Genomic DNA, 22,565 nt, shown 5'->3' with positions numbered 1-22,565 from the left:
TACAGCCATGATTAAACTGTTTATTTTGATGATGCTGCTGCGGGGCGGGGGCGCGGTGGCGGACACGGGGTTCGGGCGTTTTGCGGAGCGGCAGGCACAACTCTTTCAGAAGGCCTATGAGGCCAGGGATACGGTGACGTATAATTCGCTGCTGGCGGAGTTCCTCGGGCGGTATGACAAGCTCGGCGCGGACGAGCGTCGGAATTTCACCGGTTATCATTTTGACGCGTACTACAACCTGTGTTGTACGTTTGCCCTGATGGGGCAAAAGGAAAGGGCGTTTTATTACCTGGACGAATCGATCAAGGCGGGGATGACGAACTACACCCACCTGTTGTCGGACCCGGACCTGGTGTCGATACGGGACGATCCCCGATTCAAGCCGATGGTCGAGCCGACGCGCCGGTTGGGGGATTATATGTACATCCTTGCGCACGCCGGGGCTTACAATACTTCGGACAAGCGCCCGTTCCCGGCGTTTACATATGCGCCGGCGAGCGATCCGAACCTGGCGGCGCTGCGCAAGGGGTTCAACCTGGACTCGATCGCGGGCGGGGGGAACGAGGCGTCGCAGGTGATCAACCTGCTCCACTGGATACACGACCTGGTACCCCACGACGGGCAACACAACAACCCGGCGGTGATGAACGCAATGTCGCTGATCACGGTGTGCAAACGGGATAACCGCGGGCTGAACTGCCGCGGGTTGGCGACGGTGTTGAACGAGTGCTACCTGGCGATGGGTTTCAAGTCGCGATTCGTGACCTGTCTGCCAAAGGACAGCCTGCATGTCGACAACGACTGTCACGTAATCGACATGGTGTATCTTCCGTCGCTTCGCCATTGGGTTTGGATGGACCCTACGAACGATGCTTATGTAATGGACGAGCGTGGGCAGTTGCTGGATATAGCGTCGGTCCGGGAGCGGGTGATCGACGGGCGTATGCTCATAGTCAACCCCGATGCCAACTGGAACCGCCGGCAGTCCACGCTGAAGGAGGACTATTTGTACAACTATATGGCCAAGAACCTGTATATGCTCGAATGCAATACCAACAGCGGTTTTGACGTGGAGACGGCGGCGCCGGGGAAGAAGCGTGAGATGGTTTTGTTGTTGCCGTTGGATTACTTTAAGCAGGGGCCGGATTCGAGTGCGAGCGGGAATTTTGTTACGTACAGGACCAATAATCCGGGGGCGTTTTGGGCGGCGCCAAACTAGCCTGGGCGCTTTTGCTGGTCGCGGCACCGGCGGCCGCGCAGAACTTTGGGGGCGATAACACGCCGGCGCCCACGGGGGCGGATTGGGGAAACTACTCGACGTCCTACGCGGAGCCGGGCCCACACAGCCAGGACCCATTCCTGGAGACGGCCGTGCCCTACAAAGGTTATTATTTCACCGCCATCGACCATTCGCCACGGGTGCCATTGGAGCCGGAGCCGTCGAGGGGTACGTTCCGGGAGCTCAATGCCTATGACTCGGCTGACGTATACGTATACGCGCCGAGGTTGAATCCGGACAACGCAGGGCGCTTTGAATACCGGGTGCTGCTGGACTCGGGGCGGGTGGTGATTCCGTGGAGCCCGATCAACCGGTTTACCGACGTTTTTGCGCCGAATGGCGAAGGCAAGCCGTGCGGGCTGCTGGGTGGGTATCATACCACGTGGGGGCACTATATCGAAGCAGAGCTCCGGGAAAAGAAGACCGGTAGGTTTATATCCACCACGGTCATATACTGGCAGGAGGTCAAACCGGCTTTGTTCAACATTTATATGCCCGACGAGCTGGGAGCGTTCCTCGAAATGAACGAGTTCCTCCAGCACCTCACCAACAATTACTACCTCCGGCCGACCGCGGAGGATACGCTGAAGTGGTTGCGCCGGTACGCGCGGAACCAGTTGGACACGGCGACCGGTATCCCCTATTTCCTGCGACTCAAGCACGAGGAGAACAACCTGGTCTTTTACCTGAACGCCCACATCATCGAGCGACAGGCGCTCGAGTACCAGCTGGTCCGGAACGGATCGACGGTGATCCCCTGGCGGAGCAACGAGTTCGATCTGCCCCTGATATGGTTGCGCGGGCTACAGACAGGGAAATATACGCTTTCGATGCGGTTCAGGTCGCAACGGCACAACGTCACGGGCTATTCTTTTGCCGTCGAACCCGCCTGGACGGAAACGGTCTGGTTCAAGGTCGCGGTGATGGCTGGCGTGGTGCTGCTGGGCGTTCTATGTTGGGTTTTGATCCGGCTACGAACACGGGTCGTCCAGGAACGTCGCAAACGGGAGCGCCTGAACCTCGAATTGAAGTCGATCCGGTCCCAGCTCAACCCGCACTTTGTCTTTAACGCGCTGGCGTCGATACAGGGTCTGGTCAACAACCAGCAGATCGAACCGGCCAACCGGTATTTATCCGAATTCGGGCGGCTGATGCGGGAAACCCTTTCCGGCGCGCGCAAGGATTTTGTACCACTGGCTACCGAGATAGCGACGTTGGACACGTATCTGAAGCTGGAACAGCTGCGCTTTCCGTTCGTCTATCATATCCAGACCGCCTCGGACCTGCCGGTCCGGGATATCGAGGTGCCCTCGCTGTTGCTCCAGCCGTTAGTGGAGAACGCCGTTAAACATGGCGTTTCCGCGATGCTGCCGGGCGGCGTCTCTTCGATGCCATCGGGCGGCATCATCGAGATCGGCTTCACGCGGGAAAATGCTAATTTCACCTGCACCATCCGGGACAACGGCCAGGGCTTCGATACCGGCGCTCCAGCCGGCGGCTACGGGCTATCGCTGACGCGGGACCGCATCCGGCTCCTGAACGAGGCGCTGGACGGCCGCACGATCGACTGGAGGATCGAGTCGTCGCCCGGGTGGGGAACGCGTATCATCCTTATTTTTCAACAATGGATCAACTGACGCTGCGGGCGGTACTCATCGACGACGAACAGCACAACCTGGACAACCTTTCCCGGATGCTGGAGGCCTATTGTCCGCAGATAACGGTGGTGGCTACCGCGTTGAATGCTATGTCGGGACGGGTGGCGTTGGAGCAATTTAACCCGGACCTCGTCTTTTTGGATATACAGATGCCCGGGGAATCCGGGCTGGACCTCCTGCGATCCCTGAAGGGCTACGGATTCGACGTGATCTTTGTAACAGCCTTCGATCAATACGGTATACAGGCCGTCAAGCTCTCGGCGCTCGACTACCTGCTAAAGCCGATACACATTGACGAGCTCCGGTCGGCGGTTTCAAAGGCGATTTCGAGACGTGGCAGCAACCGCGCGCAAATGGACAACCTCATGCAGCTGCTCCGCCAGCAGCCCCGCGACGATCACCGGATCGGGCTGACTACGCTGCGCGAAACGCGGTTCGTACCCGTCCGCCAGGTGATCCGCCTGGAATCCTCCAACAACTACAGCCATTTTTATCTCGAAGGGGGCGAACGCCTCACCACCTCCAAGGCCATACACGAATACGAGGACATGCTTGCCGGATACGGGTTCTTCCGTTGCCATCAATCGCACCTCGTCAACCGCCGTTTTGTGCGCAGCTGGGTGAAGGAAGACGGTGGCTATTTGCTGCTCGAGGACGGGACGCACGTGCCGGTGTCCAGGCATAAAAAGAGCGCCGTTCACACGGCGCTCAACAACGGCTAAGGGCTCTATCGTTGTACAACAAGCGACATCTGCGAATTGATCACCACTACCAGTGAGTTGATCAGGTTCGACGGCAGGCCGTTTTTGACGGCTGCCTTGCCGACATCGACGATAAATTCATTGAATGCGTTTACGGATACCTTTTCGGAAATGCGCGGGTTGGTGGCGGGGTTGTGCGCGTTGGCCATGCTCAGACCGGAGTACGTGAAATCCTTGGCGCCGGTACCCACGCAAAAGAAGTCCGTCAGGTTTTTGCTCAGCTCGTTAAAGCCGCTGAAGTTATTGGCGGTCACCTCGGCCAAAAGCGTCATGAAATAAGGGTTGATGGAATCATCCCCGGCGATCACGAAGATCGCGCTGTCCACCACGCTCCGGATGCCGAGGCGACCCTTTTCGATCATCTGGCCGCTGTTGGCGGGGTCCGAGACCATGGCCGTGCCCCCGAGGGAATCATACAATGTCGGTTTGGTGCTATTGTTGTTGCTACTCTTTGAACAGGACGGGAGTATCGACACGACAACGAGAAGCCCCAGCACTGACAGGAACAATGCTGCATTTTTCATATTCATTTGTTTTCGGTTTTAAAAAATCTGCCTCAGCATGCGCCGCACCTTCAGCGTGAAGTTGACCGCGGCGACCGGGCACCCGCCGGCCGACATCTGGTCTTCCGTCGGCATGAACTGGTCGGCGTCATAGGGCAGGGATGCCTTGAAGTCCTTTGTGATCTGCTGGGCGCTGTTCCGGTAAGGGAAATAGGTGAAGACTACCTTTTGGGTTTGCGGGTTGACAAGCACATGGTCGACGCCTTTTTCGCGGTAGAGCCAGTCGGTGATCCTTGCCGCGTCGTTTTTGGTCAATGGCTGGCGAACGTCGATCCGCGCCATTTCGCGCAGGCCAGGGGTAATTGGTTTGGGTTTCAACGCCAGGTAGATATGTACCCCAAGCACTGCAACCAGCAACAGGCACACGCCTCCGGCGCCCATTAAAATCCTTTTAATAGTCTTCTTTTTCATAAATGAAGTATTTACCAGAGGAGTTCGTAAGGTGCAACCTCCCTACACTAGAACCTACGACAATCGAATGACAATGGTTTTGGGTTTAAAAAAGATTTATCATTGCTTCATGGATATACAGGCACTAGAAAACGCGTTTGCAACATATCTGCGGAATAATATCCACAGTGACGATGGTTCGCACGATCTCGGGCATTTTAGACGGGTGTGGCATACGTGCCAGCGTATCGACGCGTCAGAGGGTTCCCGCGGCGACCTGTATGTATTACTGGCGGCGAGCTACTTTCACGATATCGTCAGCGTACCGAAGAATCATCCCGACCGGAGCAGGGCGTCGGTTTTGAGTGGAGAACGAACGGCGTCGCTACTGGCTTCGTCGTTTCCAATGTTCCCCTTGGATAAAATACCTTTTGTCCGTCACGCGATCGAGGCGCATAGTTTTTCGGCGGGGATAACACCGGAAACATATGAGGCGCGCGTGCTCCAGGACGCCGACCGGATGGAGGCGCTGGGCGCGATCGGGATCGCGCGGACGTTTTATACGGCGGGGTTTATGCGGAGCGGGATGTTCCACGAGGAGGACCCGCTGGGGCTATCGCGTCCGCTGGATGACGCGCGGTTCGCCCTGGATCATTTTGCGCTGAAGCTATTGCGTCTTCCGGAGACGATGCAGACGGAGGCGGGGCGGGAGATGGCGCGACGGAAGGCGGAGTTGCTGGCGGGGTTTCGCGAGCAGCTGGTGAAGGAGGTCCTCGGCGAAGACTAGCGTACCTTCGGCGCGGGCGCGACGGGGCGAAGTCTAGTGCTGGCCCTTTGCAACGATCAGGAGCTGGCCGTAGGCGGCGTACTGCGGGAAGCCGGTAAGGTCGAAGAGGGTGAAATCGGTGTCGCACAGCGGCAGGAAATACTTTTGTATATCGGCTTCCATGCCTTTGAGCGGCCAGTTGCTCACGGGTTCGTCGGCGGTGCATTGGTAACAGTAAAGGTTAACCGTACAGACTTTATTTTCCCAGCCGGGGCTGCGGTTGATGAGATGGGCGAGGGATTGTTTTGCGTTGAGGACGGTGTGGGCCTCGCCGAATTCGCCGAAGTAGAGGGGGTCGCCCTCCCTTTCGGCGAAATCTTTCAACCTTTCAGCCATATGGGAGTTACGGTTGCGCAGGGCGTCGTTGCAGGAGCCGGGGTTGTTGATTATGTCGGAAATGTCCTGATAATTGTCGGGTAGTTCGGATTTTAAGTCGGGTAGTTGTTTTTGCAGCGCTCTTACGCGCGCGGTCCAGGCATCGCAACCGGTTGAGGTGTCGGCTACCAACGGTGGTGGTTTTTTCCAGAGGAGTTGAAGTGCGGGTACGCTTTGCCGTGGGCGTTCGAAGTCGACGCCGCCCCCGGGAGATATGCCTGCGCCGTTGGCGCTTATGCCCGTGTTATAGGCGCGGAGGTCTTCCCAGAAGGTTTTGTATTTCAGATGGAGCACCGATGTGTCGCCGGTGCGTAGGTATTGTCGCTGCAAAACGGCGCCGCCGTGTCCGCCTTCGAAGAAAAAATGTTGCAGGCCGAAGGACTCGTGGAGGAAACGTATCCACACCAACGGCAGGCGGAGATATATTGAAAGGTCGTGCGAACCGCCTTCGGCCTGAAGGACCAGGCGGTAGGGTTTGAGCAGGACGCGGAGCGTATCGCAGGTGCGGACGTCGAATCCGTGGTCGAGCGTGAATCCGTATTTATGCGTAGACAATTGCGGCAAAGACTGAGCGCCGCAAACAAAAGATGCCGTTTTCAACAAGAAGAGAAATATTGAGCGCCTAAAATAATGCATAACCTATCAATTAACTAAATGTATTAAAATATACCTGTAGGAAATATCCCTGCAATGGCTAATTTTATAAGGCAATTTTTAACCCGCATGAATAAGGGTCCTAACGATATCCCGATCCGCATAACGGAGGGGACGCTGAAAATAATCTTTTACGAGTACTTCCAGAAACTGACGTATCAGGCGGAAGAAAACCTGGGTGACCGTCCCTCGGCCAAAGATATCGTATTGGAGATATTTCAGAAAGTCTGGGAATCGAGGGCTACCCTGAGCTTCGATAACGAGCGGAAGCTGGCCAGCTACCTGCGGACGATGACCCAGAACGCCTGTATCGACAACATCCGTAAGCGTAAGACCCAAAAGAAGTTCAACCTCCACCTGGCCTACCGGGCCGACATCCACCAAATGCCTGAGGATTCTATATTGGCCCTGCAGAAAACCGCCCTGCTCCGGGAAAAGACGATCGATTCGTTGTCGGCCGCGCTGGAACGGCTGCCGACCCAGCAACGAAAGGTCGTCAAGATGGACCTGGAAGAAAAGTCCTCCGCTGAAATCGCCCGCACCCTTCAAATTACCGAGGGCTGCGTCCGGGGCTACCGGGCCAAGGCCCTGGCCTCCCTACGTAAGATGCTGCGTACAGGATAATTTTTCCTCCCTTCAGAAAATAGTCGCTTTCAGCGTACAACGAAAATTTCCCGCATTCGTTTATACCTATAAGCGCCTAGCTATATGAAAAAAAATGCCATCCAAAACGAAGAGGAAGCTGCCAAACTGATGGCGGGCCTCCTGGTGGACCGGCTCATGCTGGACTGGGAGGACGAAGCGGGGGCGGCAGCCGTAGATGAGTGGATGTGTTCGCATGCCAATGCCCGAAACTGTTATACCGAGCTGTCCGACCCTACCAACTTGTTTGCCAAATTGCGTCGCTACGAGTCTTGTACCCGGCCCGTAAAAGACGTTTTTCAAGACCTCATGCACCGCATCGGCGAGCCCGAGCCCCCGCAGGAAGTCAACACCGTACCCTTCCCGCCCTGAAAATACGTTGCAGCGTAACCTTTTGAAGATGATATACGAAGACGTTACAGACTACGCCCGATACACAATCGGAGAGGATGGGATTTTGGTAGCCAGCCTACAGGGCCAACCCATGGTGATTAACCTGGAGGCTGCCATGAAAATGGTGAGTGACCGGAAAGCCCTGGGGCTGGGGGATAACCAGCTCCTGCTGATCCGGAACGACGCCGGTTTTACATTTGATAAGCCGGCCAGGGATTACCTTGCCGGTCCGGAAGGATCGGAAGGCATCGCTGCCGCCGCCATCCTCCTGAGAAACCCCATCGATCTCGTTACGGCACGCTTCATGTCAATATTTGGGAAGCCACCGATCCCTATGGCTTACTTCTCGGATGAACGCAAGGCAAAGGCCTGGTTAAAAAAACATGGGATGGGAAATGGAAGTCAATAGCGAATTGGACAAGATCGTAGATCAGTTCACTTACCTGGCCCAGGGAGCCTTCGATCTTCTTCAGCTTGTTCCGGATAACACCGATATCATCTCGTCCGTCATTTGCATGACCGGGGAGGAGATTCGTGTGAAAACCCTTAGCAGGGACTACTACGAGCGGGTTATAAACGCCTGCACGGATATGGTGTTTATCCTGGACGGAGGCGGCCGGATCGCCGAAGTGAACGACGCCGCCTGCACCTGGCTCGGCCTTGGGCGCCAGGGATTGCTGGGTCAGCCGTTCGGCGACTCTCCCTTCTGGATGGATATGCCCTCTTCCGGCGACCTGACGCTGCCGATCCACCGGCTCCCGACGGCATCGGGACAATGGCTCCCCGTGCAGCTCCGCGCCACCTATCTCCCAGAAGGCTGGGGTCGCCAAAAAGACATACTGGTCATGGGAAAGCCCCTCCGGCTGGACGGCATCGCCGAAACGCTCCGGCTCGCGCTGGAGGCCACCCGCGACGCACAGGAGCAAAGCATCCTCCGGGAATGCCTGGCGCTCTGCGCCCGCAGCGAAACGCCCGCCGCCATCGCCAAGATACGGCTTACGCGCCGCGAACGGACCATCCTGCCGTTGGTAGCCCGCGGTCTTACGAGTCGGGAAATCGCAAAGAGTCTGGGAATTTTGGAACCGACCGTGAATAAGCACCGGGAAAACCTGCGGAGGAAGTTCGGGGTCCATAATACGGTGGACCTGGTGCTGGCGGCAAAGAGGAGCAAGTTTATAAAGTAATGAACAACTTTCTCACTCCGATCAACCTACTACGTGTGGGAAAAAAGAAGTTAATACATCAGTTTTATCGTTAACTACGTATAAATACAGAGAAGAGCATCCGTTTAAAGACGTAGATTTATCCGCTGAAATACGGATACCATGTTCGAAACCACACACGTAGTTTATGTCAGATTATCATCTGGCATATGGATCGGAACGTATAAGCCGATCGGAATAATAACCCTCCCCATTGCTTTAAAGATCGTTTCCGACCGCTGTTCGCCTGCGGCCGTCCGGCGGCTCGGGAAAACGATGTACATCGTTATCTGTAATCCCCACGGGAATACTGTCGAGCCGGAGGCGGCGGCTTTTCTGGCCAGCGCCTCCGGCATACGGGGGATCGCGGCGGCGGCCATCGTCGCGCCGGACCATGTTACCTGGCAACAGGGGAATGCCGTGGTCGAGGTATGTATGCCGGGTATACCGGCGGCGTTATGCCAGGATATCTCTGCCGCTGAAAAGTGGTTGCGCGACGTTATGCTCGCCAACCCGCACGGCGCGACCGTCCGGCAAAAGCAGGTGCTCAAGCTGGTGGAGAAGCGGTTCAGCCATAAGGAGATCGCGTTCAAGCTCGGGTGTAAGAAGCGTACCGTGGAGACGCACCTGTATGAACTACAGCACCGGTTTGGGGTGACTTCGGTCAGGGACCTGATCGAAGCCGCGCGTCAGACGGGTCTCCTGCCGTTACTCAACGGCTCGTCCAGCTGAAGTTGCGGATGCCGGCGGCGGTAAAGACGACGGCGTAGCCCAGGGTGGCGAGCAGCGCAATCGTACTGTCGTGGGTCCAGGCGCCGGGTTCCAGCGCGGCGGCGAGGACGGATTTGACGGTGCCGTAGGGGGACCATTTCGTGATCGTCTTCATTTCTTCGCCAAGGCCGCCTCTTTCACCAAACAGGCCGATGATGATCAGGGACAGGTAAACAAGACGTGTTGTCGAGTTGACCGTTTCGGGGTTTTTGACGAGGCCGACGATCAATTGTCCCAGACCCAGGTACGCCGAGGCGGCAATCAGAGCCGCCAACATCCCGAATCCATAAGCGGCGGGGGTTAATTGGATGTGGTCGATGTAAAAACCGATGACATATACTCCCAACACGGATACGACGATCGTTACCAATTGGACGCCAAGCCTACTCATCATGATGGCCCAGGTTGGCATGGGCGCTACGCGTAGCCGTTGGAATATCCCCTTATCGCGGTCGCGGGCAAGGGCGTTGGTATAACCCATGAGACAGGAGGCAGCGATGCCTATGGTGATGCTGGTGGACATGACATAGGCGGCGCCCACAACGCTGACAAAATTTTTGAAGGAAATGAGCATGATCACCGGCACGAGCAGGGAGAGGACAGCGGAGCGGCGGTTACGCCATTGGGTAGTCATGTCGGCGCGGAAAAGAGCGCCCAGTACGTTGGTGGAAGAAGGTATAGAGGTCATGCGCGTACGGTTTTACCGGTGAGGGCGATAAATACATCTTCGAGGGTGACTTTGCCGCGGCGGGAGACGGCCAGGACTTCGGGGTCTTGGCGGTAGCGGTCGATCAGGTTCTGGGGTTGGTCGGTAATCATGACCTGGCCGTGGTCGATGATCGCGACGCGGTCGCAGACGGCTTCGGCTTCTTCCATGGAGTGGGTGGTGAGGAGGACGCCGTAGCCTTTTTCCCGGATGGCTTCGATGCGTTCCCACAACTGACGGCGGGACTGGGGGTCCAGACCGGTGGTGGGCTCGTCCAGGAGCACCAGCCGGGGCTGGTGGATGGTGGCGATGAGGAGGGACACGCGTTGTTGCTGACCGCCGGAGAGCTGGCCGAATTTTTTGCCGGCGGCGTCAGCCAGTTTTATTTCTTCCAGCAGGTGCTCGATCTTGTCGGCGCTCATCGGTACGCCATAGATACCGGCAAAGAGCCGGATGATTTCGGAGACGGTAAGCTCGGCCTGGAAGCTGGTGGCTTGTAGCTGGACGCCCATCGCGGCCTTGGCGTGGAGGGGCTTCTGACGGAGGTCGTAGCCCGCCACGCGGATGTTCCCGGAGGTGGGTTTCAGGAGGCCTTCGATGGCGCTGAGCGTGCTCGTTTTGCCGGCGCCGTTTGGGCCCAGCATCCCGAAGATCTCGCCCGGGCGGACGTCGAAGGAGACGTCTTTTACGGCGTGGAAGCTGCCATAGCGGACGTTGAGGCCTTCGACTTCCAGCATGAGTGGTCCAAGAGGTTGATCCATTTGCTTGATTTGCCTGAAAATTACGGCGTCGGCGTGTTTGCCGGGACCGCTTGTCAACTAATCTTGAAAATGCTGCGACCTACCGGGGCTTTAGGGCTGTCTGGCACTGCTGGATAAAACCGGGTTGGTCGCTGGTCAGCGAAATGGTCTCGGTACGGTTTTTTGTTTTGATGGTGATGGCATTCCAGCCTTTTTCCAGGGGCAGGGCGTTGGGGTCGGCGGGTTTGCCGTTGACGCGTATTTCTTTGGCCGTTATTTTCAGGACGGGGATGTTGGGCTCGACGAGCAGGTTGACCAGGCTCCGGGGGCTGTACAGGTAGAATGTCAGCGCCGTGTCCATCCTGGGGTTGAGGTCGAAGCTGCCGCCGTAGGCGCGTTTTGCCTGGCCGTTGACCATGGCCTCCCTGAGGCGGCCGGTGGGGTCGAGCGGGCTGTCATTCCCTCGGTCCCGGAGCGCCGCGCCGAAATTGACGAGTAGCCGTTGCACGGTCTTTTCGTTTGCACGGGCCATGACCATGGGGTCCATCATCAGGTAATAGGTGTTGCCGGTTTTGACGAGGACGTCGCCGCGGGGTTTGGCTTCGCGCTGGCTGCGAAGGACGGCCGCGGTCTTTTCATATTCGGCGCGGTTGTTCCATTTCGCCCAATCGGTGTTACAGTCGGTAACGAGGGTCGTGCCGTTTTTCAGCTCGAGGCCGTGACGACTTACAGGACCGGTCGTGTTCTCTGTAAAGTAGAAGTCGGCGTTTTCTAAGCCTTCGGTTAGTGAGTCGGGGTGGGTCAGGATAAAGCTGGTCGCGGCGCGGTCGGTGTTGCCGGGTGGGTTCCAGATGAGGACCTTTTCGGCTTGTCGGTTCAGTTTCACCGGGTGGGCGCCGTCGATGATGACAAGGGTCGATGTATCGCTGAGGGTGACGCCGAGGTCCTGTAACAGGTTCTTCAGCGTGTCGTCAGTGCTGAGCAGCGTTATCGTATGGGTGCCGTTTCTTGTTGCTTTGTCTGTGGGAGTGGGTTGTGTTATTTTTTGTGGGCCTTTTTTTATCGCGTCAAAGAGCGGCCACGGACGGTACAACGGCAGGCTCGGGTCGTAGCCCGGGTTGAGCGTCGTGGTGTAGGGGCCCAGCCGCTCGGGCTGGACGCCGGGCTGACCTTCTTTATAGGGTGGGAAAAAGATGCCGTCCGTTGACTTTGGCGCGCGCGACGTGTCTTTTAGCCCGAGCTCGAGGGGCTGTAGCCCATACCATACCAGGTTGAAGACCGAGCTGTAGGTGGCGCCGTATTGTTGATGGAGGTTGAATATGTTGGTGGCTTCGGCGGCTACGCCTTCCATACGGCCGTATTGGGAGACGTAGGCAACGTCTCCCGCATAGTTCGCGGCCTGCCGGGGGGTACCGTAGTAGGCCATCCCCGATTCCCCCACGCCCCATACCAGGGGTTGGGCGGACCATTGTTTTAGCGCGGGTTCGCCGCCGTAATGACCCACGAGCGTGGGTAGCGTCGTCGGCCGGCCCGTCTCCCCATCACCGGAAATCCAGTCACGGCTGGGATCGTCGGCGCGGGCGATGTCGACCCAGTGGTCGATGGCCTGGAGCTGGCGCTGGACCAGGCTGTCAGGTGCGTGGAATACATTAACAGCTACGGGTATGTTTTCGTTGCAAACGCTCCAGCCAAAAACGCCCGGGTGGTTCCGGTCGCGGTTTATCAGCCGGTGGAGATGGTCGTCGGCGCGCTCCCAGTATTCTTTGGAATCGATCTTGGGACCGCCATCGCTGGCCCACATACCGGTTTCGTCCAGGACACAGATACCCATCTCGTCCGCCATGTCCAGGTAGAACGAGGGATAGGGCTCGGCGTGGAGCCGGACGGCGTTGAGGTTCGCGTCCTTCATGGCGGTGTACCAGGCCCACGCATACCGGCGCGTCATCTGGGGGATGCCCATGAAGTGCCAGGAGTCGCCGCGGAGCTTTATGGGGTGGCCGTTGAGGGTGAGGTCTTTCCCGTCGATGTGGAATTCGCGCCAGCCGAAGCGGGTGTATTTCACATCTGCGGTTTTTGGCGCCGTTGCGGACCCGGCAGTTGCGGGCCCGGCCGTTGCATCGACCACCAGGCCGTAGAGGTTTGGCTGGTCCGGGGACCATTGTTTTAGTTTGCTGTCTACTTTGACCTTTATCGTTATGGTCGTGCTGTCGTGTGCGGCGACGGTTTTTGCGCGCGCGGCGGCGTTCAGCACGGGAACGCCAAGGGTCCAGTGGGGTTCGGGGTTGGGTACGCCGCCGTTCCAGGGTTGTATGTGGGCGGTCAGACCGATGAGTTGCGGGATGTTCGTGTTGTTGGCTACGGTGACGGATATGCTCAGGGTGTCTTTTGATACCTGTGGGTTGAGGGCAGTTCCCGTAATGTATACCGGTGGTTTGACGAGGAGATAGACGTCCTGCCAGATACCGCGGATGTGCTGGCCCCAGAAGGAGCCCGCGACGTAGAGGCGGCGGCCGTAGCGGCCGGGGCGGTTGGTGAGGGCGGGGTCGGTGACTTTTAGGGTGAGGCGGTTCTGGTCGGTGGGTTTGACGTCTTGCGTGATGTCGATATCGAACGGCAGGAAAATGTCTGCGTTCCCGCCGACCTTTCTTCCATTGATATAGACTTCGGTGATACCGGCGACGGCCTCGAAATGGAGGATCAGTCGTTTGCCGGTCCATTCCTTTTTGTAGGGGAGGTCGCGCTCCAGCCACGCGGTGTGGACGGTATCCCAGGAGGCGGGGTAGCTGGGGTAGGTGACGAAGTCGCCGCCGTTTTTGCCGGCGAAGCTGTTGACGTTCCAGGGGGAGGGGATCTTGATGGGGGTGGGGTCCCAATCGGGTGTGCCGCTGCCGGCAGGCGCGTTGCTGCTGGCCTCGTGTGTCGCGGGGGCGAAGCGCCAGTAGCCGTTCAGACAGACGGCGTCGCGGTAGGGGCGTTCGGGGGCGGGGACGTAATCGTCGGTGGGCGCGAAGGCTTTGGTATAATGGACCTGGGCGCTGATGGCGGTTACGCTCAGCAGGGCGATGACGGCGAGTATATGTTTCATTGCGGGAGCTCGATGGGTTGACCGGTCAGCCGGATTTGTTTATGGAGCACTTTGGCGCCGGGGAGGGGTTGGCCGCCGCCGGCATAGAGGTCGATGAGACCGGGTTTTATCCAGATGCGTCCTTGTTCATCTACCTGCGCGAGGTCGCGCGGGGTCAGGTATAGGGCGGCACCCGCCTTGCCCCCGGGCTGGATGTCGTGGACGCGGTTGAAGCCTTTGAGGGCCCACTTAGGTCCGGTTTCATGCTTTACGTAGAGTTGGACGACTTCGTCGCCGGCGAGCCTACCGGTGTTGCGCAGGGTTACCGCTATGCTGAGGGCTTTTAGCGACTGTATGTCCAGCGTTTCCGGGGCCTTCAGCTCCTCGTACTGGAAGGTGGTGTAGCTGAGGCCATATCCAAAGGGATAGAGGGGTGTGCCCTTGAAATAGCGGTAGGTGCGACCCGCCATGCTGTAATCGTCAAAGGCCGGGAGGTCGTCGACGGAGCGGTAGAAGGTTACCGGGAGACGGCCGGCGGGGTTGTAGTCGCCAAAGAGGACGTCGGCGACCGCGGTACCGGCGGCTTCGCCACCGTACCAGGCGTCGACGATGGCGGGGAGGTTTTGGGATGCCCACTCGGTGGACAACGCGCTCCCGGTCATCATCACCAGGACGACGGGTTTGCCGGTAGCCTGGAGGGCCTGGAGACATTTGGTTTGGATGGCGGGGATCGAAATGGAGGTACGGTCGCCGCCGCTAAAGCCTTCGACCTTGACGGGCATTTCTTCACCTTCCAGCCGGGGGGAGATACCGCCGACAAAGACGATGACGTCAGCGTCCTGTACATTCTTTATCAAATCGGGGTCGATGTCGCCGTTGACATAGTCTACGCCTTTTTGGTAGTAGACGTTGGGGACTTTGGATTTTATACCCTCGAGGACGGTTACGGTGTGGGTCGGAAAGCCGTTGTAGTTGCCGAGGACGACTGTGCTATCGTTGGCATTGGGGCCGACGACGGCGATCTTTTTGATCTGCCTGTTTAAGGGGAGCAGGCGGTCGTTTTTGAGCAGCACGATCGATTCCCGCGCCATCAGCAGCGCCTGCGCCTGGTGCTCCGGGCTTTCCACCTGCGCCATCGAAATGGTGTCCATCGGGGTTTGATCGAACATCCCCAGCCGGAAGCGGATCTCCAGGAGATGGAGGACCGAGCTGTCGATTTTGCTTTCTGGGAGCAGGCCGTTGTGGACGGCGTCCACCAGGGATTTGTAGGAGCTGCCGCATTCGATGTCGGTGCCGTGGAGGACGGCGTCGGATGAGGCGTGCTCTTTGTCAGCGCTGGTTTTATGGCCGCGGTAGAAGTCGTCGATCGCGCCACAGTCGGACGTGACGTATCCCTTGAAGTGCCACTCGTTATACAGGATGTTCGTCATGAGGAGGTCGTTCCCGCAGCAGGGCTGGCCGCCCAGGGCGTTGTAGGCGCACATCACCGAGGCGACGCGGGCGTCGACCACCAGGTTGCGGAAGGCGGGGAGATACGTGTCGCGCAGATCGTACGGGCTTATGTTGGCGTCGAATGTGTGGCGGGTCGACTCCGGGCCGCTGTGGACGGCGAAGTGCTTGGCGCAGGCGGTGATCCGGAGATAGTGCGGATCATTCCCCTGGAAACCCTCTACCAGCGCCATGCCCATCCGGCCGGTGAGGTAAGGGTCCTCGCCGTAGGTTTCCTGGCCGCGTCCCCAACGGGGATCGCGGAAGATGTTGATGTTCGGGCTCCAGAAGGTCAGGCCTTCATAGATACCGCGTTTGCCTTCACGGACGAATTCATTGTGGAGCGCGCGGGCCTCTATCGAGATCATAGTGGCCATGTTGTGTAGATTAAGCTCGTCGAAGGTGGCGGCGTTGCCGATGGCCTGGGGAAAAACGGTGGCGTGCTTGCTCGTGCGCGCCACGCCATGCAACCCCTCGTTCCACCAGTTATAAGCCGGGATGTCCAGGCGGTCGATGGCGGGGGAGTTGTTCATCATCTGGGAGACCTTTTCTTCGAGGGTCATCCGGGAGACGAGGTCTTGGGCGCGCTCGGAGAAGGATTTGGTGGGGTCTTTGTACGTTTGTGCGGTGGTCGCTTGTGTTGCGGCCATGATGCAGGCTATGGCAATCGTTCTTTTCATATGCTTAGTTTACGGTAAACGGGCGATCGGTCGTGGCCGCGCCGAATGCTTTATTGGGGGTAGCGCCCATGGTGATTTTTAGGACACCGCCTTTTACTATGTCGTCGTTGGTGAGCCAGGCGTGCGTATAAGGACGGCCGTCGAGGGTCACGCTTTGGATATACGGGTGACCGGGACCGTTATTCTCCGTCTCCACGGTGAATGTTTTACCGTCCCTGACCTTGATGGTCGCCTTGTTAAAGAGCGGGCTGCCCAGGACGTATTGACCGCCGGCGGGGAAGACCGGGTAGAAACCGATCGACGACAGGACGTACCACGCGGACATCTGGCCGCAGTCTTCGTTACCGGAAAGGCCGTCCACGCTGTCGCGGTAGAGGTTCGTGCAGATGTAGCGCGCCTTTTCCGCGGCTTTCCATTGCTGGCCGGCATAGGCGTAGAGATAGATGGTGTGGTGACCGGGCTCGTCGCCGTGCGCATATTGGCCGATCAGACCCGCGATGTCCGGGGGCGCGTTCGGGTCCGGGGGGGCCTGGATCGTAAAGAGCGAGTCCAGCCGGTTGGTAAATGATTTTTCACCTATGAGGCGCATCAAACCTTCAACGTCCCCCGGTACGAGCCAGAGGTATTGCCAGTGGTTGCCTTCGCTGAGGTCGTCGATCCAGGGGTGGGAGGATTTGACGGGGTCAAAAACGGGATTCCAGGAGCCATCGGCTTTTTTACCGCGGAAGAAGCCGGTGCTTGCATCCCAGTAGAGCTTATAGTTCTCTTTTCTCTTCCGGTAATATTCGTACGCTGTTGTGCGCCCCATGTCTTTGGCCATGAGGGCGACGCTGGCGTTACTCACACTGTATTCGAGGGCCTTGGCGACGGCTTCGCGGACCTTGTCGCACGGTATGTATTCATCCTGCTGGTCGTAGTTGAGCCCAAAGTCCTTACGGTGCAGGGTACTGTCCACCGCGAGCCAGGCCAGGGCGGTGTCAAAACCCCGGTAACCCATGGTATAGGCTTCGGCCACGACCTGTACGCCGCTGACACCGGGCATGGTATTGGTCTCGCAGCCCTCGAGGTGCCACACGGGGAGCTTGCCCTGTTGCTGGAAGATGGCCAGCATCGAAGACACGATGTCGTTTACGCGTTCGGGTTGGATGAGCGTGTAGAGCGGGTTGAGGGCGCGGTAGGTATCCCAGAGCGAAAAGACGGTGTAGTTCTGGAAAGGTGCGTTCCTGTAGACCTTTTTGTCGGTGCCGAGGTAGTCGCCGTTGTGGTCGTTGTACAGGGTGGGGTCGATCATGGTGTGGTAGAGGGCGGTGTAGAAGACGATTTTGTCTTCCTTGTTCGGGGTTTCGACCCGGACCTTGTTGAGCTCGTCGTTCCAGGCATTGTCCGCGGCTTGTTTTGTTTTGTCGAAGTCCCATCCAGGAATTTCTGATGCTATATTTTTCTCCGCGTTTTCCATACTGACCGGGGAGATGCCGACCTTGAGGCTAAGGGTGTTCTTTTTAAAGGTCAGTATGCCCTTGACGGCGGCGGTTTCGGCGGCGTCGCCCGTTAGTTGGACGCTGTCGTTGTAGAGTTTTATATCGGTTATGGGCTGGTCGGTTTTTATCACGAAATAGACGCGCTGGTCGCGGGCCCAGCCCCTGGAGAAGCGCCAGCCTTCGATGGTGTGATCGTCGACCTTTTTGAGGTAGCTGTCGGTGGTTTTGTCGTCGACGCCTTCTTTGAGGTCGATCAGGACCTTCGCGGGTCCCTTATAATGATACCGGTGAAAACCGACCCTGGCCGAAGCCGTTAGCTCGGCGTCGATGTCGTATTTGTCGAGGTGGACTTTGTAATAGCCGGGTTGTACTTCCTGGCTGTTCCTGTGGAAATAGGAGCCGTAAAGCTCTCTTTTGGTCTCCGTCTTACCCGTGAAAGGCATGATGAGCACGTCGCCCAGGTCGCCGCCACCGGTGCCGCTGAGGTGAAGGTGGGAAAAACCGATGAGCAGGCTGTCGGAATAGTGGTAGCCCGAACACCAGTCCCAGCCCTTGGGGATGTTTTGCGGGCCCACCTGGACGGCGCCAAAGGGCACGCTGGCGCCCACGAAGACGTGGCCGTGGCCGCCGGCGCCGATGAGGGGGTTGACGTATTGGGTGAGGTGCTGCTGGGCGTTTGTCGTTAGGGCTGTTATAAGCGCGACTACGGTTGTGAGTCTTTTCATTTCTTTTCTGTTGGGGGTTCAGTTACGAAGGGTTTTTCGTATTTGAGCATTTTAGCGGCATATCCGGCAAGGTACAAATAGTAATCCGACGGAATACCCGGGTCAAGGGGCACAAAGGTGCTCTGGCCGACGGGCGGGTTTTCCGACAACTTTAAGATCGCCGTACCCTCGTCGATTTCGTCGAACATGGCGACGTAGAGCATGTCCGCACCGGCCTGGAGGTCGCCCGTCACCTGCTCCCAGAAGAACCGGCCGCTGTCGCGGGGGATCTGGTTCGACGGCGAACGGGGGTTCATATTATGCCAGCTGAAGCCGGGGAAAACGACGGGGACATAGTCTATATGTCTGGCTTTGCACCAGGCGATGTCATCCTTTATCCGGTCCTTGAATTTGGGATAGGTATCCTCGTGGTAGCGACCCACCATCCAGGGTTGGATGATGTCGGCTTTTGCATAAAGCGCTAGCCATCGTGGATCCTTTTCCATGTCGCTGCCGGCGTCCCTCCAATAGGTGGGAACACCCAGGAGGATGGCGCAGCCTTGTTGTTTGAGGTAGTCGATGATTTTTTCTACCGCTTCTACGCCATATTTACGGTGGTCATTGAAACCGGCGCCCCATACGGCGATCAGCGGTTTGCCGTTGTGGAAGAGGTAGGATTCATTTTTTATGACGCTGTCCCTCAGGTATTTAAAATCGTTTTTGACGAGGTCGATGTCGCTGCTGTCGTTCATGCCGGAGAGGTCGTACATGACACTGATGGCCCTTCCGTATTTGTTACTTGCTTCCAGTGCGTGTTGCAGCACCACGTTCGTGTGGTGACGGCTGGGATCGTTGCGGACGCTACCTACGAAACGTTGCATAAAAACGCCATCGATACCGTAGTCCTTCATCCATTTGAAATGGAGGTCGGTGGTGCTGGCGTCGTAGGAGCTGAACAGGTAGGCGGTGCTGCTGTCGGCGTGTTTGAACGGCGTAGGGTAGGTTTTCGCATATTCGCTGACGTCGGGCCATAGGTCGAATTTGCAGTTGCCGTCTTCGAAAGGGCCCCGGGCGTGGTAGTGGTTCCAGCCGCGGCCGGCGCCGTCGTCGGGGGCGTTGAACCAGCCTTGGTAGCCGGCCATGAGGAGGCCTTTGTAGGTGTTGAATTTCCTTTGGGCGTTTCCCGGTTTTACGTCTATGGTGTATGTTTTGCCCGGTTCGGTTTTCAGGTCGTATTCGTAGGTTTCGTTCGGGGTCGCTGCCGCCAGTTGTGGCGCTTTTTCGCTGACGATCGGATCCTTAGTGGGTGGCAGCTGGAAGAATGGGTTGGGGTTGCCACCTTCCGCTTTCCTGAGGTTCAGCTGCGCGCTTGTCCTTATCCGGCAGTTGCCGCCGAGCGTCGATAGGATCGTTACTTTTTTAAGGCTCCCGTTTTCCCACTCCAAATCTTTTATCTCGAACCCGCCGATGGCTTTTAGACCGGTTACCTTCCCATCGGGCCACGCGTCGGGGAGGGCGGGCAGCAGACTTATGGCGCCGTCGGCGGACTGGAGCAGCATCTCGGTGATGCCTGCGGTGCAACCGAAGTTGCCGTCGATCTGGAAGGGCGGGTGGGCGTCGAACAGGTTCGGATAGGTGCCTCCCCCACCCTTGTTGCGGCCCACGGGGGTCAGCTGGTCCCGGATCAGCTGGTAGGCGTGGTTCCCATCCAGAAAACGGGCCCAAAGGTTGACCTTCCATCCCATCGACCAGCCGGTAGAGACGTCGCCGCGGAAGAGGAGGGATTGTTTTGCGGCTGCGAATAATTGCGGTGTTCTTTTGGGTGCGATTTGATTTCCAGGATACACGCCAAAGAGATGGGATACGTGGCGGTTGTGGTCATCCGGATCGTCCAGGTCCTGAAGCCATTCCTGGAGCTGGCCGTATTGGCCGATGTGCATCGGGGGAAGTTTTTCCCTTTTGGTTTTTAGTCTTTGCTGTAGGTCTTCGTCTGTGTTTAGTGTTTTTGCCGCGTCTATTACGTTCGTGAAAAGCTCGGTCAGGAGCTGGTTATCCATCGTCGTGCCCGCGGCGATGGAGTGGCCGGGAGTGCTTTTGGGGTTGTTTTCGGGGGACATGCTGGGGCTCACTACGAGCCAGTGGTGGGTGGGCTCTTCGATAAGGAAGCCTTCATAAAATTCCGCGGCGCCTTTTAGCGCGGGGTAGACTGTTTTCAGGTACTCCTTGTCCCCCGTGTACAGGTAGTGCCGCCAGAGGTCCTCGCAGAGCCAGGCGCCGCCCATCGGCCACATGGCGGAATAGATGCCGTCCACCGGGCCGGTGATCCGCCAGAGGTCGGTATTATGGTGGGCGACCCAGCCTTCGTTTACGCCATACATAACTTTCGCGGTTTTTTCGCCGGTCACGCTTAGGTCTTTTACCATCTGGATGAGCGGCTCGTGCATTTCCGGAAGGTTGTCCTCCTCACTCGGCCAGTAGTTCATCTCGGTGTTGATGTTGATGGTGTACTTGCTGCCCCAGGGCGGGTGGATCTTGTTGTTCCAGATGCCCTGGAGGTTGGCGGGTTGGCCACCCGGCTGGGAGGAGGAGATGAGGAGGTAGCGACCGAACTGGAAGTAGAGCTCGGCCAGGTGGGGGTTGTTGTCGGTGTCGAAGCCCGCGAGCTGCCTGTCGGTGGGTTGGAGGTTTTTTTGATCGTTGCCGAGCTTGAGGCTCACGCGGTTGAAATATTTTTGGTAGGCCTGGACGTGGTCTTTATATAGGGTTTCGTAAGATTTTGTTTCCGCCTTTTTGAGATAATCGTTTGTCCTTTCTACCGGATCGCCGCTGAGGTCGTGGTAGTTGACGAAGTTGGTGGCGATTTCGACGAGGATCGTGACCTCGTCGGCGTTGGTTACGGTTATCTTGTCGCCTGTCGTTTCGACCTTTCCCCCTTTGGCGTCGATTTGTGCGGTCGCCCGGAATTTTACGGCGCCTTTTACGCCTTCCTTGTCGCCGGTGATGCCGTCGAGGTTGAGCTTGTTCTCTTTTGCTGTGCTTGTTGTCTTTTGCGGACTTTCGAATGTTGTTGCGAATGTCAGGCTCTTTTCCTTGTCGGCGGTGAGATGGATGACGATGACCTGGTCGGGGATCGAAGCAAAGACCGTCCTGGTGTAGGTGGTATTACCAACTTTGTACCTTGTCGTCTGGGTCGCCGTTTCCAGGTCGAGGTCGCGGTAGTAGTCATCGGGGTGGTCGTGGCCGGGGAAAGTCAGCTTCAGGTTGCCGACCGGCTGGAACTCCATACCGTTGATCCGTTCCGACTGGATGTTCTTCGCGGCCAGATCGGCGGCTTCCGCGGTTTTGCCTTCGGCGATCAGGCGGCGGACCTCGGGTAGCGCCTTCAGGGCGTTCGGGTTGTCGTTCCGGTTAGGGCCGCCGCTCCAAACCGTCGATTCGTTCAATTGGATCGTCTCCTCGTCGGGGTTCCCGTAGATCATGGCGGCCAGGCGGCCGTTACCGATGGGGAGGGCGGACTCCCACGTGGCGCCGGCAGGGGAGTCGTACCAGAGTTTCAGGTTCTCGGTCTGGTTTTGCTGGTTCGGGCCATGGTTTTGCGGCCTCGGGCCTTGCGCGTGGCTCACGGCTGTTTGTAACGCCAATGCTGTCAACAGCAAGCATCGTATCATGTGGTTGGTTCGTTAGTGCTACAAAGCAAGGGATTTAAGACTAACGGAGGGATTAATATTCGGCTAACGGGGAGGGATTTTTATAAATTAGATAGAATTGCCTTTGTATTCTTGTAATTTAGGATCATTAGGTCCCAACTGGGCGGCACCAAATCCTTGTAGGCGGGCATAAATGGCAACATATCCCTATCTTTCTTCTATGAAAGCGATTGCAATCGTAGTCCTTGCCTGTCTCCTCCAGTCCTGCGTCAGCAAAAAGACCGTTCCGGCAACATCTCCGGAAAAAATGCTGACGGACTATTTTTACACGTACGAGATCCAACCCTCGGTTGTCGTCAACAACACCGAAGGGAACCAAACCAGCATTCAAATCCCCCCTCACCTCATCAAATGGTTCAATACCGATGACGAAACCAAAGTAATGATCGATGGCGATCTCTTTACCCTAAAGGATAAGGTAACGCTAAACAAACCCTGGGACACCGGGAACGACAGCGTCGATTTTGTTAATAATTGGGACCAG

At 57.5% G+C, this 22,565-nt stretch carries 19 protein-coding genes; 10 read left to right on the top strand and 9 right to left on the bottom strand.

What is annotated here, in order from left to right; translation table 11 throughout:
• The first annotated feature begins 7 nt into the window (after positions 1 to 7).
• Genes VL547_RS18435 through VL547_RS18425 form a run of 3 tightly spaced genes read left to right on the top strand, consistent with a single transcriptional unit; the run spans position 8 to position 3,659 of the window.
• A complete protein-coding gene (locus VL547_RS18435) occupies positions 8 to 1,219 on the top strand; it encodes a TPR end-of-group domain-containing protein (protein ID WP_325580635.1) in 1,212 nt (403 codons plus the stop codon).
• Between the two features lie 11 nt (positions 1,220 to 1,230).
• Positions 1,231 to 2,916 (top strand): sensor histidine kinase, encoded by a 1,686-nt coding sequence (locus tag VL547_RS18430; protein WP_325580633.1) that lies wholly within the window; start codon positions 1,231 to 1,233, stop codon positions 2,914 to 2,916.
• Positions 2,904 to 3,659 (top strand): LytTR family DNA-binding domain-containing protein, encoded by a 756-nt coding sequence (locus tag VL547_RS18425; protein WP_325580631.1) that lies wholly within the window; start codon positions 2,904 to 2,906, stop codon positions 3,657 to 3,659. The genes VL547_RS18430 and VL547_RS18425 overlap by 13 nt, the downstream gene beginning before the upstream one ends.
• Before the next feature lie 5 nt (positions 3,660 to 3,664).
• On the opposite strand, the gene VL547_RS18420 is transcribed toward VL547_RS18425, so the two are convergent.
• Positions 3,665 to 4,222, bottom strand: coding sequence for a group 1 truncated hemoglobin (locus VL547_RS18420; protein ID WP_325580629.1), 558 nt, complete (start codon positions 4,220 to 4,222; stop codon positions 3,665 to 3,667).
• A gap of 18 nt (positions 4,223 to 4,240) precedes the next feature.
• Complete coding sequence (locus VL547_RS18415) at positions 4,241 to 4,672, bottom strand: hypothetical protein (RefSeq protein WP_325580627.1); 432 nt, start codon at positions 4,670 to 4,672, stop codon at positions 4,241 to 4,243.
• Positions 4,673 to 4,739: 67 nt separating this feature from the next.
• Here VL547_RS18415 and VL547_RS18410 point away from each other — a divergent pair, with 67 nt between their 5' ends.
• A complete protein-coding gene (locus VL547_RS18410) occupies positions 4,740 to 5,438 on the top strand; it encodes an HD domain-containing protein (protein ID WP_325580625.1) in 699 nt (232 codons plus the stop codon).
• Between the two features lie 33 nt (positions 5,439 to 5,471).
• Here the strand turns inward: VL547_RS18410 and VL547_RS18405 are convergent, their stop codons facing one another.
• The gene (locus tag VL547_RS18405) at positions 5,472 to 6,407 is read right to left on the bottom strand and encodes a hypothetical protein (protein ID WP_325580623.1); all 936 of its coding nucleotides are present in this window, start codon (positions 6,405 to 6,407) and stop codon (positions 5,472 to 5,474) included.
• 168 nt (positions 6,408 to 6,575) lie between these two features.
• On the opposite strand from VL547_RS18405, the gene VL547_RS18400 reads away from it, so the two are divergent.
• From VL547_RS18400 to VL547_RS18380, 5 genes are all read left to right on the top strand, one after another.
• Positions 6,576 to 7,130 (top strand): RNA polymerase sigma factor, encoded by a 555-nt coding sequence (locus tag VL547_RS18400; protein ID WP_325580621.1) that lies wholly within the window; start codon positions 6,576 to 6,578, stop codon positions 7,128 to 7,130.
• A gap of 84 nt (positions 7,131 to 7,214) precedes the next feature.
• Complete coding sequence (locus tag VL547_RS18395) at positions 7,215 to 7,520, top strand: hypothetical protein (protein WP_325580619.1); 306 nt, start codon at positions 7,215 to 7,217, stop codon at positions 7,518 to 7,520.
• Positions 7,521 to 7,548: 28 nt separating this feature from the next.
• Positions 7,549 to 7,950, top strand: a complete 402-nt coding sequence (locus VL547_RS18390) for a hypothetical protein (protein ID WP_325580618.1) — start codon at positions 7,549 to 7,551, stop codon at positions 7,948 to 7,950.
• Positions 7,937 to 8,725, top strand: a complete 789-nt coding sequence (locus VL547_RS18385; RefSeq protein ID WP_325580616.1) for a LuxR C-terminal-related transcriptional regulator — start codon at positions 7,937 to 7,939, stop codon at positions 8,723 to 8,725. The genes VL547_RS18390 and VL547_RS18385 overlap by 14 nt, the downstream gene beginning before the upstream one ends.
• 294 nt (positions 8,726 to 9,019) lie before the next feature.
• A complete protein-coding gene (locus VL547_RS18380; protein ID WP_325580614.1) occupies positions 9,020 to 9,475 on the top strand; it encodes a response regulator transcription factor in 456 nt (151 codons plus the stop codon).
• On the opposite strand, the gene VL547_RS18375 is transcribed toward VL547_RS18380, so the two are convergent.
• The 6 genes from VL547_RS18375 to VL547_RS18350 form a co-directional block, all read right to left on the bottom strand.
• The gene (locus VL547_RS18375; RefSeq protein WP_325580612.1) at positions 9,456 to 10,202 is read right to left on the bottom strand and encodes an ABC transporter permease; all 747 of its coding nucleotides are present in this window, start codon (positions 10,200 to 10,202) and stop codon (positions 9,456 to 9,458) included. The genes VL547_RS18380 and VL547_RS18375 overlap by 20 nt on opposite strands.
• Complete coding sequence (locus VL547_RS18370; protein WP_325580610.1) at positions 10,199 to 10,981, bottom strand: ABC transporter ATP-binding protein; 783 nt, start codon at positions 10,979 to 10,981, stop codon at positions 10,199 to 10,201. The genes VL547_RS18375 and VL547_RS18370 overlap by 4 nt, the downstream gene beginning before the upstream one ends.
• A gap of 79 nt (positions 10,982 to 11,060) precedes the next feature.
• Positions 11,061 to 14,045 (bottom strand): glycoside hydrolase family 2 protein, encoded by a 2,985-nt coding sequence (locus VL547_RS18365; protein WP_325580608.1) that lies wholly within the window; start codon positions 14,043 to 14,045, stop codon positions 11,061 to 11,063.
• A complete protein-coding gene (locus VL547_RS18360; protein ID WP_325580606.1) occupies positions 14,042 to 16,192 on the bottom strand; it encodes a glycoside hydrolase family 3 protein in 2,151 nt (716 codons plus the stop codon). Before VL547_RS18360 ends, VL547_RS18365 begins: the two co-directional genes overlap by 4 nt.
• A gap of 4 nt (positions 16,193 to 16,196) precedes the next feature.
• Positions 16,197 to 18,395 (bottom strand): GH92 family glycosyl hydrolase, encoded by a 2,199-nt coding sequence (locus VL547_RS18355; protein WP_325580604.1) that lies wholly within the window; start codon positions 18,393 to 18,395, stop codon positions 16,197 to 16,199.
• Positions 18,392 to 22,042, bottom strand: a complete 3,651-nt coding sequence (locus VL547_RS18350) for a glycosyl hydrolase family 95 catalytic domain-containing protein (protein ID WP_325580602.1) — start codon at positions 22,040 to 22,042, stop codon at positions 18,392 to 18,394. Before VL547_RS18350 ends, VL547_RS18355 begins: the two co-directional genes overlap by 4 nt.
• A gap of 199 nt (positions 22,043 to 22,241) precedes the next feature.
• Between VL547_RS18350 and VL547_RS18345 the strand changes: the two genes are divergently transcribed.
• Positions 22,242 to 22,565, top strand: a 324-nt coding sequence (locus tag VL547_RS18345) for a hypothetical protein (RefSeq protein WP_325580600.1), incomplete at its 3' end; no start/stop codon positions are given.

It is taken from the genome of Dinghuibacter sp., assembly GCF_035492835.1.
Classification (GTDB): Bacteria; Bacteroidota; Bacteroidia; order Chitinophagales; family Chitinophagaceae; genus Dinghuibacter.
Note: the sequence above shows the minus strand (reverse complement) of the source record. Positions and strands in the feature narration are given on the sequence as shown.